At 47.7% G+C, this 14,355-nt stretch carries 21 protein-coding genes (1 of these 21 cut by a window edge); 19 read left to right on the forward strand and 2 right to left on the reverse strand.

Going from position 1 to position 14,355, the window contains the following annotated elements; all coding sequences use genetic code 11:
- Positions 1–29 precede the first annotated feature (29 nt).
- From rplO to HP399_RS01570, 18 genes are all read left to right on the forward strand, one after another.
- Complete coding sequence (gene rplO / locus HP399_RS01485) at positions 30–470, forward strand: 50S ribosomal protein L15 (protein WP_007716272.1); 441 nt, start codon at positions 30–32, stop codon at positions 468–470.
- On the forward strand, positions 470–1,765 hold the full coding sequence (gene secY, locus HP399_RS01490) for a preprotein translocase subunit SecY (protein WP_173621074.1): 1,296 nt from the start codon (positions 470–472) through the stop codon (positions 1,763–1,765). The genes rplO and secY overlap by 1 nt, the downstream gene beginning before the upstream one ends.
- A 60-nt stretch (positions 1,766–1,825) precedes the next feature.
- On the forward strand, positions 1,826–2,470 hold the full coding sequence (locus HP399_RS01495) for an adenylate kinase (protein WP_007716278.1): 645 nt from the start codon (positions 1,826–1,828) through the stop codon (positions 2,468–2,470).
- 6 nt (positions 2,471–2,476) lie between these two features.
- Entirely contained in the window at positions 2,477–3,223 is a 747-nt protein-coding gene (gene map / locus HP399_RS01500) for a type I methionyl aminopeptidase (protein WP_173621075.1), read from the forward strand.
- Positions 3,224–3,341: 118 nt separating this feature from the next.
- Positions 3,342–3,560 (forward strand): translation initiation factor IF-1, encoded by a 219-nt coding sequence (gene infA / locus HP399_RS01505; protein WP_003333772.1) that lies wholly within the window; start codon positions 3,342–3,344, stop codon positions 3,558–3,560.
- A gap of 34 nt (positions 3,561–3,594) precedes the next feature.
- Complete coding sequence (gene rpmJ, locus HP399_RS01510; protein WP_003333770.1) at positions 3,595–3,708, forward strand: 50S ribosomal protein L36; 114 nt, start codon at positions 3,595–3,597, stop codon at positions 3,706–3,708.
- 21 nt (positions 3,709–3,729) lie between these two features.
- The gene (gene rpsM, locus HP399_RS01515) at positions 3,730–4,098 is read left to right on the forward strand and encodes a 30S ribosomal protein S13 (protein WP_007716287.1); all 369 of its coding nucleotides are present in this window, start codon (positions 3,730–3,732) and stop codon (positions 4,096–4,098) included.
- 16 nt (positions 4,099–4,114) lie between these two features.
- The gene (gene rpsK, locus HP399_RS01520) at positions 4,115–4,516 is read left to right on the forward strand and encodes a 30S ribosomal protein S11 (protein ID WP_005828803.1); all 402 of its coding nucleotides are present in this window, start codon (positions 4,115–4,117) and stop codon (positions 4,514–4,516) included.
- A 156-nt stretch (positions 4,517–4,672) separates the two neighbouring features.
- The gene (locus HP399_RS01525; protein ID WP_017247057.1) at positions 4,673–5,617 is read left to right on the forward strand and encodes a DNA-directed RNA polymerase subunit alpha; all 945 of its coding nucleotides are present in this window, start codon (positions 4,673–4,675) and stop codon (positions 5,615–5,617) included.
- Between the two features lie 56 nt (positions 5,618–5,673).
- Complete coding sequence (gene rplQ, locus HP399_RS01530) at positions 5,674–6,033, forward strand: 50S ribosomal protein L17 (protein WP_007716290.1); 360 nt, start codon at positions 5,674–5,676, stop codon at positions 6,031–6,033.
- A gap of 168 nt (positions 6,034–6,201) precedes the next feature.
- Complete coding sequence (locus HP399_RS01535) at positions 6,202–7,053, forward strand: energy-coupling factor transporter ATPase (RefSeq protein ID WP_173621076.1); 852 nt, start codon at positions 6,202–6,204, stop codon at positions 7,051–7,053.
- Positions 7,029–7,901 (forward strand): energy-coupling factor transporter ATPase, encoded by an 873-nt coding sequence (locus HP399_RS01540; protein WP_173621077.1) that lies wholly within the window; start codon positions 7,029–7,031, stop codon positions 7,899–7,901. The genes HP399_RS01535 and HP399_RS01540 overlap by 25 nt, the downstream gene beginning before the upstream one ends.
- Before the next feature lie 2 nt (positions 7,902–7,903).
- Complete coding sequence (locus HP399_RS01545; protein WP_173621078.1) at positions 7,904–8,701, forward strand: energy-coupling factor transporter transmembrane component T family protein; 798 nt, start codon at positions 7,904–7,906, stop codon at positions 8,699–8,701.
- The gene (truA, locus tag HP399_RS01550) at positions 8,698–9,432 is read left to right on the forward strand and encodes a tRNA pseudouridine(38-40) synthase TruA (RefSeq protein ID WP_173621079.1); all 735 of its coding nucleotides are present in this window, start codon (positions 8,698–8,700) and stop codon (positions 9,430–9,432) included. Before HP399_RS01545 ends, truA begins: the two co-directional genes overlap by 4 nt.
- Before the next feature lie 244 nt (positions 9,433–9,676).
- Positions 9,677–10,114 carry a 50S ribosomal protein L13 gene (gene rplM / locus HP399_RS01555; protein WP_012684005.1) on the forward strand — a complete coding sequence of 146 codons (438 nt, stop codon included), beginning with the start codon at positions 9,677–9,679 and terminating at the stop codon, positions 10,112–10,114.
- A 20-nt stretch (positions 10,115–10,134) separates the two neighbouring features.
- Positions 10,135–10,527, forward strand: coding sequence for a 30S ribosomal protein S9 (gene rpsI, locus HP399_RS01560; protein WP_005828788.1), 393 nt, complete (start codon positions 10,135–10,137; stop codon positions 10,525–10,527).
- A 124-nt stretch (positions 10,528–10,651) separates the two neighbouring features.
- Entirely contained in the window at positions 10,652–11,368 is a 717-nt protein-coding gene (gene cwlD / locus HP399_RS01565; RefSeq protein ID WP_304502536.1) for an N-acetylmuramoyl-L-alanine amidase CwlD, read from the forward strand.
- Positions 11,369–11,479: 111 nt separating this feature from the next.
- The gene (locus tag HP399_RS01570; protein ID WP_173621081.1) at positions 11,480–12,592 is read left to right on the forward strand and encodes a P-loop NTPase; all 1,113 of its coding nucleotides are present in this window, start codon (positions 11,480–11,482) and stop codon (positions 12,590–12,592) included.
- A gap of 52 nt (positions 12,593–12,644) precedes the next feature.
- Here HP399_RS01570 and gerD read toward each other — a convergent pair whose 3' ends face one another.
- Positions 12,645–13,289 (reverse strand): spore germination lipoprotein GerD, encoded by a 645-nt coding sequence (gene gerD, locus HP399_RS01575; protein ID WP_173621082.1) that lies wholly within the window; start codon positions 13,287–13,289, stop codon positions 12,645–12,647.
- Positions 13,290–13,415: 126 nt separating this feature from the next.
- On the opposite strand from gerD, the gene HP399_RS01580 reads away from it, so the two are divergent.
- The gene (locus tag HP399_RS01580) at positions 13,416–14,003 is read left to right on the forward strand and encodes a KinB-signaling pathway activation protein (protein ID WP_173621083.1); all 588 of its coding nucleotides are present in this window, start codon (positions 13,416–13,418) and stop codon (positions 14,001–14,003) included.
- 25 nt (positions 14,004–14,028) lie between these two features.
- On the opposite strand, the gene pdaB is transcribed toward HP399_RS01580, so the two are convergent.
- Positions 14,029–14,355 carry the final stretch of a polysaccharide deacetylase family sporulation protein PdaB gene (gene pdaB / locus HP399_RS01585; RefSeq protein ID WP_173621084.1) on the reverse strand. 444 nt of this gene lie beyond the right edge of the window, so 327 of the gene's 771 nt are visible here — the last part of the coding sequence; the start codon falls outside the window, past its right edge — the gene reads right to left on this strand; its stop codon occupies positions 14,029–14,031.

Genomic DNA, 14,355 nt, shown 5'->3' on the forward strand with positions numbered 1-14,355 from the left:
TCATCTCAATTAGTTAGGAGGTGCAACGTATGAAATTGCATGAACTGCAACCTGCAGAAGGATCCCGTCACACTCGTAAGCGCATCGGTCGCGGTATTGGTAGCGGTACTGGCAAAACTGCTGGTAAAGGTCACAAAGGTCAAAACGCTCGTTCTGGTGGCGGTGTTCGCCCTGGTTTCGAGGGTGGTCAAAACCCATTGTACCGTCGTCTGCCTAAGCGTGGTTTCACTAACATCAGCCGCAAAGAATTTGCGATTGTTAGCTTGGACGCGCTGAACCGTTTCGAAGAGGGCACTGTAGTAACACCTGAACTGTTGAAAGAAACTGGTGTTATCAGTGCGCTGCGCGATGGTGTTAAGGTTCTTGCTAACGGTGAACTGACTGTGAAGCTGACTGTAAAAGCTCACAAGTTCTCCGGAGCTGCTGCTGAGAAGATCGCTCAAGTCGGTGGAACAACCGAGGTGATCTAATGTTAGCGTCCTTAACTAACATTTTTAAGATTAGCGACTTGCGTAGTAAGATCCTTTTTACGCTCATGATGCTGGTTGTTTTCCGGATCGGAAGCTTCGTGCCAGTTCCTAACGTAAACGTCGAGTTGTTTCAGCAGAACACAAACCAATTACTGGGCTTGTTGAACACCTTCTCGGGTGGAGCACTGCAAAACTTCTCGATTTTTGCCATGGGTATCATGCCGTACATTACGGCATCGATTATCATGCAGCTGATGTCCATGGATGTTGTGCCTAAGCTTACGCAATGGGCTCGTGAAGGGGAAGTTGGCCGTCGCAAGATTGCCACCGTTACCCGTTACGCTACCATCATCCTTGGTTTGATTCAGTCTGTAGGGATGACGATTGGATTCAACAATATGGCGCCTGGATTGCTAAACGACACGTCGGTTAGTAGCTATGCACTCATTGCGTTGACTTTGACAGCTGGGACCGCATTCATGATGTGGATGGGGGAACAGATTACGGAGAAGGGTATCGGTAACGGGATTTCGATCCTGATCGTTGCCGGGATCGTTGCTGGATTGCCTAATGCAGCTTCAACGATTTACACCACGATGTTTGGTGATCCATCTGTAAATATCTTTTTCAGCATCGTCAAAGTTCTGCTTATCCTATTGGTGGTCCTCGCCATTATTGTCGGGGTTATCTTTATGCAGCAAGGTCTTCGTAAGATTCCAGTGCAATATGCGAAACGAGTGGTTGGACGCAAAATGTACGGTGGTCAATCTACCCACATTCCGCTGAAAATCAACTCTGCTGGTGTTATTCCTGTTATCTTTGCGGTATCGCTGGTAATGTTCCCGTCAACACTTGCTCAGTTCTGGGTGGATGCATCCGGACAAGGATTTGCTAACTGGATTTATCAGAACTTCCAAGTCAACCAACCATTAGGAATGACGCTTTACGCTATCTTGATTCTCGGATTCACCTACTTCTACACATTCGTACAGATCAACCCTGTACAAATGGCAGAAAACATGAGAAAAAATGGTGGTTACATTCCTGGTATCCGACCTGGTAAAAACACTGAGGTATTCATTACTCGTACATTAAACCGGTTAACATTGGCGGGCGCTTTGTTCTTGATGCTGATTGCGATTTTGCCATTCTTCTTCGGTAGTATTGCAAACTTGCCGCAATCCATTTACATCGGCGGTACATCGCTGTTGATCGTGGTTGGGGTATGCTTGGATACAATGAAGCAGATTGAAAGTCAGATGATCAAACGCCACTACCAAGGGTTTATCAAGTAATGACTTAGATGTTTACAGAGAAGCTTCTGTAGCTTTTTTGATGGGACGGAGGGAATGGACGTGAATATAATTCTGATGGGGCTGCCTGGAGCCGGTAAAGGGACACAGGCAGAACGTATCGTAAAAGAGTTTGACATCCCGCACATTTCGACTGGCGACATGTTCCGAGCTGCGGTCAAAAACGAAACGCCGCTCGGACTAGAGGCTAAATCCTACATGGATAAAGGTCATCTCGTCCCAGACGAGGTCGTCATTGGTATTGTGCGGGAGCGCCTTTCGATGGATGACTGCGAAAAGGGATTCCTCTTAGATGGTTTTCCGCGCACAGTTCCTCAGGCGGAAGCGTTGACAGCTACAGTAAAAGAGCTGGGACGCGAAATTGACCATGTAATTAACATCAACGTTCAACGCGAGCAATTGATTGAACGTCTGACCGGTCGCTGGATCTGCCCTGTTTGCGGTGCTAGCTATCACACGATGTTCAATCCTCCAAAAGAGGCTGGCGTATGTGATAAAGATGGTGGTAAGCTGTATCAGCGTGATGACGACAAGATCGAAGTGGTAACACAACGCCTTGACGTAAATATCGCTCAAACACAGCCACTTATCGACTACTACTCCGCACAGGAACTTCTGCGAGATATCGATGGAGAACAAGATATCCAGGTAGTGTTTGCGGAAATTAAGTCTTTGTTGCGAGGGTAATTGCGAATGATTATCCTAAAGTCGAAAGCAGAACTTGAGGTTATGCGCGAAGCTGGTCGTATCGTCGCACTCACCCATCAAGAACTGGCCAAGGCGATCAAGCCTGGTGTCACGACGAAGCAGCTAGACGAAATTGCCGAGACCTTTATTCGAAGCATGGGAGCAATTCCATCGTTTAAAGGCTATGGTGGCTTTCCAGGAAGTATCTGTGCTTCAGTCAATGAAGAACTCGTACACGGGATCCCAGGTAAACGGGCGTTGCAAGAAGGAGACATTATCAGTATCGACATTGGTGCCCAGTTTCAGGGTTACCATGGCGACTCCGCTTGGACGTATCCGGTCGGTAAGATTTCAACAGAAAACCAGAATCTGCTCAGAGTAACGGAAGAGTCGTTGTACAAGGGGCTTGAAAAAGCTATTCCGGGTGGACGCTTATCCGATATCTCTCATGCGATTCAGGTTCATGCAGAAGCTGCCGACTTCACACTCGTTCGCGAGTATGTGGGGCATGGGATCGGGCAAAACTTGCACGAAGATCCGCAGGTTCCTAACTACGGCCCTCCTGATCGAGGACCGCGGTTAAAACCAGGCATGGTGTTGGCAATTGAGCCAATGGTAAATGCCGGCGAACGTTATGTCCGCACATTGGAGGACAATTGGACGGTAGTAACAGTGGATCGGAAAACTTGTGCTCATTTTGAACACACCATCGCGATTACGGAAGATGGCTATGAGATTTTTACACGGATATAAAAACGGTAGTTCCGAATGATTCGGGATTGTCGTCCAACGTGTCGACGATAAGTTCGTTGTGTGATCATTTCGCAAAACTCATGGGCCGACTGAAGAGCAGAAGAAAGGAGAGTTTACCATGGCAAAAGATGATGTAATTGAGGTGGAAGGTACGGTAATCGAACCTTTGCCAAATGCTATGTTTCGAGTAGAATTAGAGAATGGACATAAAGTCCTTGCTCACGTCTCTGGAAAAATCCGCATGCACTTTATCCGTATCCTGCCGGGGGATAAAGTAACTGTTGAACTGTCGCCGTACGACTTAACCCGCGGACGTATTACGTACCGCTATAAATAGTAAGCAAAACCCCTAGAAAAGGGAGGCAAGAACCATGAAAGTGAGACCTTCGGTTAAACCGATCTGCGAGAAATGCAAGGTTATCCGTCGCAAAGGTAACGTAATGGTTATTTGTGAAAATCCGAAGCATAAGCAAAAACAAGGGTAAACAAGGAGGTGCTTTTGACACATGGCACGTATTGCAGGCGTAGACTTGCCGCGCGAAAAACGCGTTGAAGTTGCTCTTACCTACATTTTTGGTATTGGCCGCCCCACGTCTCAAAAAGTTCTGTCCGCCACTGGCGTAGACGCTAACACTCGTGTTCGCGATCTGACAGAAGACGAAGTAAACAAACTTCGTGAGTACATCGACAAAACTGTGAAGGTGGAAGGTGACCTCCGTCGTGAGATCTCCCTCAACATCAAGCGTCTGATGGAAATCGGTTGCTTCCGTGGCATCCGTCATCGTCGTGGACTTCCAGTTCGCGGTCAACGTTCTAAAACAAATGCTCGTACGCGTAAAGGTCCACGCCGTACAGTAGCAAACAAGAAGAAGTAAAGGAGGGTAATCTGACATGGCGAAAAGAAAACAAGCTACAGCAACTCGTACCCGTCGTCGTGACCGTAAGAATGTTGAAGTCGGCGTAGCACACATCCGCTCAACTTTCAACAATACGATCGTCACTATCACGGATCCACACGGTAACGCGATCTCTTGGTCCAGTGCTGGTTCCCTCGGCTTCAAAGGCTCCCGTAAAAGCACGCCATTTGCTGCGCAAATGGCTGCTGAAGCGGCTGCACGCGTTGCTATGGAACACGGTATGCGTTCCCTTGAAGTATCAGTAAAAGGCCCAGGCGCTGGTCGTGAAGCTGCGATCCGTTCCCTGCAAGCAACTGGTCTTGAAGTGAACATGATTAAAGACGTGACGCCAATTCCGCACAACGGTTGCCGTCCACCAAAACGTCGCCGCGTGTAACTGGTTTATATCGTTCAGAACATGTCCATACTAGAATGGTAAATTCTGATTTATAGCTTGTCATGCACGCAAACGGTAAACCGCCGGGGAAATTCCTGAGTGGGCACGTATGCGGCCCACCCAAGGATTTCGACGTTTTGAAGGAGGGTTTGTTTAATGATAGAAATAGAAAAACCAAAAATCGAGGTTGTGGAAGTTAGCGACGACAACTCGTATGGAAAGTTTGTTGTAGAACCTCTAGAGCGCGGATACGGAACTACCCTTGGCAACTCGCTGAGACGAATTCTTCTTTCGTCCTTGCCAGGCGCGGCAGTTCGTACTGTTCAAATCGATGGGGTTCTTCACGAATTCTCCACGATTGAAGGCGTCGTTGAAGATGTAACCGAGATCATCCTGAACATCAAAGGCTTGGCGCTGAAGATCCATTCCGATGAAGAAAAAGTAATCGAGATCGATGCAGAAGGCGAAGGCGTTGTCAAAGCGGGAGATATCCGTGCTGACAGTGATGTGGAGGTCTTAAACCCTGATCTTCATATTGCAACGTTGGCCAATGGCGGTCGTCTGCATATCCGCATGACAGCTGGACGTGGTCGTGGTTATGTTCAATCTGATGGAAACAAATCTGAGGATCTGCCTATTGGTGTGATTCCGATTGATTCGATCTACACGCCGATCAAGCGCGTTAACTATCAAGTGGAAAATACCCGTGTAGGGCAAATGACCAACTATGATAAGTTGACACTTGAGGTTTGGACTAACGGTAGCATCAGTCCGGAAGAAGCCGTAAGTCTCGGCGCTAAAATCATGACGGAGCACCTGAACCTGTTTGTCGGTTTGACTGACGAGGCGAAGGATGCAGAAATCATGGTAGAGAAGGAAGAGGACAAGAAAGAGAAAGTCTTGGAGATGACTATCGAAGAGCTTGACCTTTCTGTTCGTTCCTACAACTGCTTGAAGCGTGCCGGTATTAATACCGTGCAAGAGCTGACGCAGAAGACCGAAGAGGACATGATGAAAGTACGCAATCTGGGGCGCAAATCTCTTGAAGAAGTTCAAGAAAAGTTAGCTGAGCTGGGCCTGTCCCTGCGCAGCGACGACTAGAATCGCAAACCAAGAAGCAAACTTTTGTTCTCTCGATTAAGAGGGAGGTAAACCACATGGCACAACGTAAATTGGGTCGTCGTAGCTCAGCTCGTAAAGCGCTGTTCCGCGACTTGGTAACAGACCTGATCATCAACGAGCGCATCGAAACTACAGAGATGAAGGCGAAAGAACTGCGCCCAATCGCTGAAAAAATGATCACGCTCGCGAAACGTGGCGATCTGCATGCTCGCCGTCAAGTTGCTGCTTTCGTTCGTAAAGAAGTTGCGAATACTGAAGGCCGCGATGCTGTTCAAAAACTGTTCGATGAAATCGCACCTCGCTTCAAAGAGCGCAACGGTGGATACACTCGTATCCTGAAAACCGGCCCTCGCCGTGGCGACGCTGCTCCAATGGCGTACATCGAATTCGTTTAATACATGTAAGCTGGTCGTTTACTCAGGTTTTAAGCCTGGTAGATTACCGCGAAAAGGGTGGGGGCAGATCTGGTCATAGGCTGGACTCTGATTCAACCCTTTTTTCCTTTCTCATCGAAATCCTGCTAGTCAGTTCCCTGTGAAGGCTGGGGAGGTTGTGAATGCCTTATGAATGAAGATAACCTGCTGGCATTGCGAGATGTTTCTTATATCTACGATGGTGAGGATGGCCAACGGGTTCCGGTATTACAAGGTGTTGACCTTACCATTCAAAAAGGTTCCTTTGTATCCGTACTGGGTCACAACGGTTCCGGCAAATCAACGATGGCAAAGCTGATGAATGCCCTGTTGCTTCCAGAAGGCGGCACAGTACTTATCGGTGGAATGGATACGAAAGATGGGGAGCAGCTTTGGGAAATTCGACGACATGTGGGCATGGTCTTTCAGAACCCGGACAATCAGATTGTTGGGGCTACAGTGGAAGATGATGTCGCCTTTGGCCTAGAAAACATGGGTGTGGACCCCAAAGAGATGCGAGATCGTATTGATGAGGCGCTCGTTTCTGTAGGGATGCAGTCTTATTTACAGGCACAACCACATCGTCTGTCTGGAGGTCAAAAGCAACGAGTGGCGATCGCGGGGATTATGGCGATGCGTCCTTCTGTCATCATCTTGGATGAAGCGACAGCGATGCTTGATCCACAAGGGAGAATGGAAGTGCTGAATCTGGCTCGTCAACTGAACCGTGACGAGGGACTCACGATCATTAACATTACCCATTTTCCGGAAGAAGCCATCTATTCGGATAAGGTCATCGTCATGAATGCCGGTGAAGTCCTGATGGAAGGTAAGCCGAGTGAAGTGTTTAATGAGGTAGATCGATTGAAACAGGTGGGGCTGGATGTGCCATTTGCCGTTCGACTGCGACACGCACTTCATTCCAACGGGATTGATTTACCGTTTGTCCTGCATCAAGAGGAGCTGGTGGAGCACGTATGCAAATTACTTTTGACCAAGTAAGCCATATCTACGCAAAGGGAACACCGTTCGAACGAGTTGCCTTACACAATATTTCGCTGACGATTCCATCCGGTTCGTTTGTCGGAATTATTGGCCACACGGGCTCGGGTAAGTCAACGCTGATTCAGCACTTGAACGGGTTGCTGATGCCTAGTACAGGGCAGATTACCCTGGGCGATGCGGTCATTACTCCAAAGCGGCGATTATCTCATGCTCAAAGGCGCGATATTGGGCTCGTCTTTCAATATCCTGAACATCAGTTGTTTGAAGAAACGGTTGCGAAGGATGTTGCTTTTGGACCGCTCAATTTTGACTTGCCAACGGAAATGGTGGAAGCGCGCGTAAAGGAGTCCCTTGAAATTGTCGGCTTGGATTATGCCACGATCAAGGATCGTTCGCCGTTTCATTTGAGTGGCGGGCAAATGCGACGTGTTGCTTTGGCTGGTGTTCTTGCCATGCAGCCCAAGGTTTTGGTATTGGATGAACCAACTGCGGGTCTTGATCCTGCGGGACGAGTAACGATTCTGGAAGGGATCTACCGGATTCATCGGGAACAAAACCTCACGACACTATTGGTAACGCACAGCATGGAAGAGGCAGCCCGCTACGCAGACTATTTGCTTGTGATGGCACAAGGACAAGTAGCTTTGCAAGGGAAGCCGGAGGAAGTATTCATGCAAGTGGATCGTCTCCGAGAGCTGTCTTTGGATGTACCGGAAACGGTGGCTCTCGTATCGCAAATGAATCAAATGCTGCCGGACAAGGCTAGTCTGCCGAGCTCCCTTTATCGGGAGGAAGAGCTGATTGCCCATCTGCTGGAACGACTGTCCGTACCAAAGGAGGGCTAGGCATGCTGCAGAATATCGCAATTGGTCAATACGTACCAGGGCAATCTTTTTTACATCGTGCAGATCCACGAAGCAAGCTTCTCTTCATTATCCTTTTTGCTACCTTGATTTTTTTGGCTAACAATACGATAACGTACGCCATACTCATTGGTTTTACCTTGTATGCTGCACTTCTTTCTAGGCTTTCATTGTCCTATATATTAAACAGCTTAAAGCCAGTCTGGATCCTGATTTTATTTACCGTCGTCTTGCATATTTTTATCACGAAAGGCGGAACGGTCTACTTTCAGTGGGGATGGTTTACAGTAGAAGAACAAGGAGTTCGCCAGGCGATCTTCATTTCTTTACGCTTGGGACTTTTGATTCTCATTAGTTCCTTGCTAACACTGACCACCTCTCCAATCGATTTGACGGAAGGTTTGGAGCGTTTACTAGGACCACTAGGGAAGATCGGCATACCGGTTCATGATATAGCCCTGATGATGTCAATTGCACTCCGGTTCATTCCGACCCTGATGGAAGAAACGGATAAGATCATCAAGGCGCAGACCGCCAGAGGAGCCAATTTCACCAGTGGAAGTCTCGTACGCAGAGCCAAGAACCTGATTCCGATCGCTATTCCATTGTTCGTTAGTGCGTTTCGGCGTGCTGAAGAGCTGGCTTTGGCGATGGAAGCGCGTGGCTATCGCGGGGGAGTGGGTAGAACACGGCTGAATAAGCTGACGTTCACTTGGCGTGATGGAATCGTAGCTGTTGTGAGTGTGATCTTGGTAATTGTGATTGGATGGTGGCGTACATGAAGCGACTGCGATGTGTATTAGCATATGACGGGACTGACTTCAGCGGTTTTCAGGTACAGCCAGATCAAGTAACGGTCCAGGGTGAAATTGAAGCCGCTTTGAATCGGGTTACCGGAGAGGATATCCAAGTCTTCGGTTCAGGCCGGACAGATGCGGGTGTTCATGCGCGCGGTCAAGTGATTCACTTTGACACGTCGAGTAACATTCCGATGGATAAATGGCGGTTTGTGTTGAACAATCAGTTGCCTGATTCTATTGTCATTCGGACAGTCGAAGAGGTCGATGCCTCTTTTCATGCGCGTTTTGACGTGCAAGTAAAAGAATATCGATATTGCATCGACAATAATCAGGTGGCAGATGTATTTCGACATCGTTACGCCGACCATATCCGGTTTCCGTTAGATGTGGACGCGATGCAGCAGGCTGCTCATTATTTGGTGGGTGAACATGATTTTACTTCCTTTTGCTCGGCAAAGACTTTCGTCGAGGACAAGGTTCGGACTGTGTACGGGCTCACCGTGGAAAAAATCGGAGACGAGGTATGGGTGACATGCCAAGGCAACGGTTTTTTGTACAACATGGTTCGAATTATTGTGGGGACTTTGGTTGAAGTAGGGCAAGGAAAAAGAAACCCTGCTGAACTGAGGGAAATCCTCGCCGCATGCGATCGGGAAAAGGCAGGTAAGACAGCACCAGCCAAGGGTCTGACCATGTGGGAAGTTGTCTACTAGTTTTCTGATTTCCAACTATTAGACGAACGAGCAGCACTTGACTATAGGGCTTCTATGTAGTACGATATTCCTTGGTATTTTAACCCCGCCTAGCCCCACTCTAGCCCCGGGATTGAAAGACAAGATCGTGATTACATGGAACACCTGGAAGAGTTGCTCACCCGTAACAGCAATTATCTTCCATTGCAAGTTTCGGTTGTTTTGGTTATAAGTGTGTTAGGTAAGATATTTAGGAGGGACAAAAATGCGTACCACATATATGGCGAAACCGCTCGAAGTTGAGCGCAAATGGTACATCGTTGACGCTGAAGGCCAAACGCTGGGTCGTCTGGCGAGCGAAGTAGCTTCTATCCTGCGCGGAAAATTGAAACCAGAATTCACTCCTCACGTTGACGCTGGCGATTTCGTAATCGTAATCAACGCTGACAAAGTGAAATTGACTGGTAACAAACTGAATGACAAAATTTACTACACTCACTCCCTGTATCCAGGTGGTTTGAAAAAGACCACTGCAGGCGCAATGCTGAACAAGAGACCAGATCGTATGTTCGAACTGGCGGTAAAAGGCATGCTGCCTAAAAACAGCCTGGGACGTCAAATGTTCACCAAGCTGAAAGTATACGCTGGAACTGAGCATCCACACGCAGCACAAAAACCAGAAGTTTGGCAAATTCGCGGTTAAGGTAAAGGGAGGAAATATACGTGGCACAAGTACAATACTACGGTACAGGTCGTCGTAAGCACTCCGTAGCACGCGTTCGCCTGGTTCCAGGTGAAGGTCGCATCGTGATCAACAAGCGTGAAATGGATACTTACTTTGGTTTGGAAACACTGAAATTGATCGTAAAACAACCACTCGTTTTGACTGAAACTCTTGGTCGTTACGATGTATTGGTTAACGTAAACGGCGGCGGAACCACTGGTCAAGCTGGTGCAATCCGTCACGGCGTTGCTCGCGCTCTGCTGAAAGCAGATCCGGAACTGCGCGGCGCTCTGAAACGCGCTGGCTTCCTGACTCGCGACCCTCGTATGAAAGAGCGTAAGAAATACGGCTTGAAAGCAGCTCGTCGCGCACCTCAGTTCTCCAAGCGCTAATTGCTGTTCGATACAACCCCTTGTCTGTTCGCAGGCAGGGGGTTTTTCCTTTTCATAAACGGGTATATTTGTCCATGTTTGTCCATATGATGGAACGAGAATGGGACAAAGGGGACGATACACTGTGACACGAAAAGGAGTAGGCTGGATATTGGCTTTTGCGGTACTTATGCTGTTGTTCACCTACGAAGCGCCTGATCGCTCTTCCTGGCAGGCATGGTCGCTGCCATTGACGGGAACGGTCATAGCCATTGACCCTGGGCATGGGGGAATAGACGGCGGTGCCGTTTCCAAAGCCGGGGATGTGGTTGAGAAAGAAGTGACTTTGGCCATTAGCATGTACTTGCGGGATTTCCTTCAGCAGTCAGGAGCGTTTGTAGTTATGACGAGGGAGGAAGATAAGGATTTGGCGAGTCCAGATGCGGCGCAGGCACGCAAACGAAAATCTGAGGATATTCGAAACCGAGTAAGGCTGGTCAATGATAGTACACCGGATTTTTTGGTCAGTATACACGTTAATTCCATCCCTTCTCCGAAATGGTCGGGAGCACAGACTTTTTATTCTCCTAGCTTCAAAAAGAGCGCAGAAGTTTCTTATTTGATACAAGATGAGATCAAACGGGTGATCGGTCATACAGAGCGGGTACCGAGTAAGACGAACAATGTGTTCCTGATTCGGGAGGTTAACTGCCCGGCCGTTTTGGTAGAAGTAGGCTTTGTCAGCAATACGGAGGAGGCAAAGCGACTTCAGAGCGTTGAATACCAAAAGGCTATGGCGAATGCCATTTATCAGGGGATCTTGCGTCAGTACTCAGGAGAAAAAGCGCCAATTACACCTTAAGAGGGCGGTGGTCGTGTCCCAACTGCCCGAATATGCTATAATGAACGCGCATACGCTGTCGTTATACCAGCATGAAAATGTTTGAAAAGATCATAGATGAGGTGAACCAGAATGTTGACCAGAGAACAGGTTCTCGAAGCACTACGCGATGTAAAAGACCCTGAAATTAATCGTAGCTTGGTCGAGCTCAACATGATTCGGGATATCCATATTGAAGGCAAGACAGTAAGCCTCACGGTCGTTCTGACGATTTCGGGCTGTCCACTCAAAGCCAAGATCGAGGACGATGTTATCGCAGCCGTGAAAGCGCTAGGAGCCGAAGAAGTACGTCTGCAATTCGGTTCGATGACAGACGAGGAACGTGCGGCTCTGTCTGCCCAGCTTCGCAAGAGCCAAGGTGGACAAACACATAACATGACACCGGGACAGGCTCCCCTCTTGAACCCGATCTTGGCGAAGGATTCGAATACGACCTTTATCGCGGTCACTTCCGGAAAAGGTGGCGTTGGAAAATCGACGGTGACAGTGAACCTGGCCGTTGCGCTCGCGCGTTTAGGAAAAAAAGTGGGCATTATCGACGCAGACATTTATGGCTTTAGTGTGCCCGATATGATGAATATTGAACAACGTCCAACCGTGATTGGTGAAACCATTCTGCCTGTTGAAAAGCAAAACGTAAAGGTTATGTCCATGGGCTTTTTTGTGGAGGACAACTCTCCGATCATTTGGCGTGGCCCTATGTTGGGTAAAATGCTTCGTAACTTTTTCACGGAAGTACACTGGGGCGAAGAATTGGACTACCTCTTGCTGGACTTGCCTCCAGGAACGGGGGATATGGCCCTCGACGTGCACACCATGATTCCGCAAAGCATGGAGATTGTGGTAACGACTCCGCATGCTACTGCAGCGTTTGTAGCAGCTCGCGCAGGCGCAATGGCAAAGCGAACCGGTCATGAAATCCTCGGTATTGTGGAAAACATGGCGTGGTACGAAGCAAAGGATGGTTCGAAAGAGTACGTATTCGGGCGTGGTGGAGGAGCTAAGCTTGCTGAGACATTGACATGTGAGTTGCTCGCTCAAATTCCGCTGGGCCAACCGGATAATCATCCGTCTGAACCTGATTATTCCCCATCCATCTATGGAGAAAAGACGGAAATTGGTCAGCTTTACATCGATATGGCCAAACGCGTCATAGAAAAATGCGGGGAAGCTGTCAAACAATAATATCCAAGAAGATGAAAAAGGTGGGCTCTGCAATAGAGCTCACCTTTGCTTTTTAGGAAGAAGGGTTGCCGCCACCACCGCCGCCGGATCCTCCTCCACCTTCTTTTCCCTTTCCTTTTTTCTTCGGCTTCAGTTCCTTTGGTTTGGTCATGTCCTCGGATACTTTGGTCATGATCTTCATGAGTTCAGCCTGGAATAAAGGACTTTGCAAGGATTCCTTCATCACTTGCATGGTTTGTTGTCGATAAGCAGAGCTTTTCATCAGGTCCATCAAATTTTTCTCAAACTCAGGGTCTTTCATTACGCTTATAAGCTCTTTTTGGTATTCAGGGTCCTTCATCAGGTCCTTCATTAACGTTTTTTGTTCGTTTTTCATGGATTTCGCCATAGCGCTTGCAAACTTAGGGTCTTTAAACGCTTCTTTGATGTGCGTGCTATTGGGATTCGTCATGCTTTGAATCAAAGTTGTCCGCACTGTCGACTCGTCCAGCATCAGACTTTGTTTGAACTTGTCATCCTTCATCATTTTACCTACAGATTGCTTCGCTTCGTCCGTCTGCAATATGTCCAGCACCATGTCTTTGACGCTTTTATAATCAGGCTGAGACGAACTTTGCGCTTGTCCGCCACCCCCGCAACTGGTGAGCACCAGACAGACAAGAGCGGTTAACCAAAAAGACATCGTCTTTTTTCTCATGGGGTGGACACCTCCTTCTTTACTCTGCCTACAAGTAACGTGTGCATTTTGTTTTGTTCTTACGCTAGTATTTTCTTGTATCCATTGGTACAATCATATTCGATGTGTGATGGGAGGGAATATTTGGTGAGTTTGCGTAAGTATGGCTGGCTTTTTATTACCACGCTCTTGCTTGGGGGATTAGGTGGGATCCTGGTTGCCCTTATTTTTGATATGGACAAGTTGCTCGTGGGAAGCACCGGTAACTTTTTTGTCGGCTTGTTCATGTATCTACTGTACGGAATGACCATTAGTATTGTGGCTCAGATGGGTTTTTTTGCGTATATGACAATTAATTATTTCGCTAAAACGATATTTAAAACGGCTTCCCTGTGGAAAAGCGTCCAAGTATTTCTTATTTTGTTTGTCTTTTTCGATATGATTTATCTTCGCTATACGTCCTTCAGTGAAGGAAAAGGATTTGGTACGTACTTTATTGAGCCAACGCTATTATTGATTGTCGCTATTGTTACCGCATATGGAAAAGTGAGTCTGACAAATAAATCTGCATGGATACCGACGACGTTCTTTATGTTTGTCGTTACGGCATTGGAATGGATTCCAGCATTGAAGGAAGATAATGTGCGTGCCACTCTGTCCATGCTCGTTCCACTATTGTTTTGTAACGTCTGGCAAGTCATGCAATTGCATCGTCTGGTAAAAAGAGAAAGCTGACCCAATGAAGGTCAGCTTTTTTGTTTTAGTGAATTTCTTTGCTGTCTACACTTGTACCCGAAATAAGTTCAGATACCGTAACGAATTCATAGCCATCCTTGCGAAGTTGGTCAATGATCACAGGGAGGGCAAGATGTGTATCTTTCGCAGAATCGCTCGCGTGCATCAGGATGATGTCTCCTGGATGAGCTTTCGATAATACATTATTGATGATCACATCAGTCCCCGGATTGGTCCAATCTTTTGAGTCCGTATCCCATTGGATGACGGTATAACCCATGCGATTCGCGATTTCCAGCACGCGTTTGTCAAAATCACCATTTGGCATCCGAATGAGCGTAGGTTTTTTTCC

Origin of the sequence: Brevibacillus sp. DP1.3A (assembly GCF_013284245.2) — a bacterium.
Classification (GTDB): Bacteria; Bacillota; Bacilli; order Brevibacillales; family Brevibacillaceae; genus Brevibacillus.

What these genes read in the sequence shown, in the direction of transcription:
- rplO (WP_007716272.1), top strand. Translation starts at nt 30, where the DNA reads ATGAAATTGCATGAACTGCAACCTGCAGAAGGATCCCGTCACACTCGT.
- secY (WP_173621074.1), top strand. Translation starts at nt 470, where the DNA reads ATGTTAGCGTCCTTAACTAACATTTTTAAGATTAGCGACTTGCGTAGT.
- map (WP_173621075.1), top strand. Translation starts at nt 2,477, where the DNA reads ATGATTATCCTAAAGTCGAAAGCAGAACTTGAGGTTATGCGCGAAGCT.
- infA (WP_003333772.1), top strand. Translation starts at nt 3,342, where the DNA reads ATGGCAAAAGATGATGTAATTGAGGTGGAAGGTACGGTAATCGAACCT.
- rpmJ (WP_003333770.1), top strand. Translation starts at nt 3,595, where the DNA reads ATGAAAGTGAGACCTTCGGTTAAACCGATCTGCGAGAAATGCAAGGTT.
- rpsM (WP_007716287.1), top strand. Translation starts at nt 3,730, where the DNA reads ATGGCACGTATTGCAGGCGTAGACTTGCCGCGCGAAAAACGCGTTGAA.
- rpsK (WP_005828803.1), top strand. Translation starts at nt 4,115, where the DNA reads ATGGCGAAAAGAAAACAAGCTACAGCAACTCGTACCCGTCGTCGTGAC.
- HP399_RS01525 (WP_017247057.1), top strand. Translation starts at nt 4,673, where the DNA reads ATGATAGAAATAGAAAAACCAAAAATCGAGGTTGTGGAAGTTAGCGAC.
- rplQ (WP_007716290.1), top strand. Translation starts at nt 5,674, where the DNA reads ATGGCACAACGTAAATTGGGTCGTCGTAGCTCAGCTCGTAAAGCGCTG.
- HP399_RS01535 (WP_173621076.1), top strand. Translation starts at nt 6,202, where the DNA reads ATGAATGAAGATAACCTGCTGGCATTGCGAGATGTTTCTTATATCTAC.
- HP399_RS01540 (WP_173621077.1), top strand. Translation starts at nt 7,029, where the DNA reads ATGCAAATTACTTTTGACCAAGTAAGCCATATCTACGCAAAGGGAACA.
- HP399_RS01545 (WP_173621078.1), top strand. Translation starts at nt 7,904, where the DNA reads ATGCTGCAGAATATCGCAATTGGTCAATACGTACCAGGGCAATCTTTT.
- truA (WP_173621079.1), top strand. Translation starts at nt 8,698, where the DNA reads ATGAAGCGACTGCGATGTGTATTAGCATATGACGGGACTGACTTCAGC.
- rplM (WP_012684005.1), top strand. Translation starts at nt 9,677, where the DNA reads ATGCGTACCACATATATGGCGAAACCGCTCGAAGTTGAGCGCAAATGG.
- HP399_RS01570 (WP_173621081.1), top strand. Translation starts at nt 11,480, where the DNA reads ATGTTGACCAGAGAACAGGTTCTCGAAGCACTACGCGATGTAAAAGAC.
- gerD (WP_173621082.1), bottom strand. Translation starts at nt 13,289, where the DNA reads ATGAGAAAAAAGACGATGTCTTTTTGGTTAACCGCTCTTGTCTGTCTG.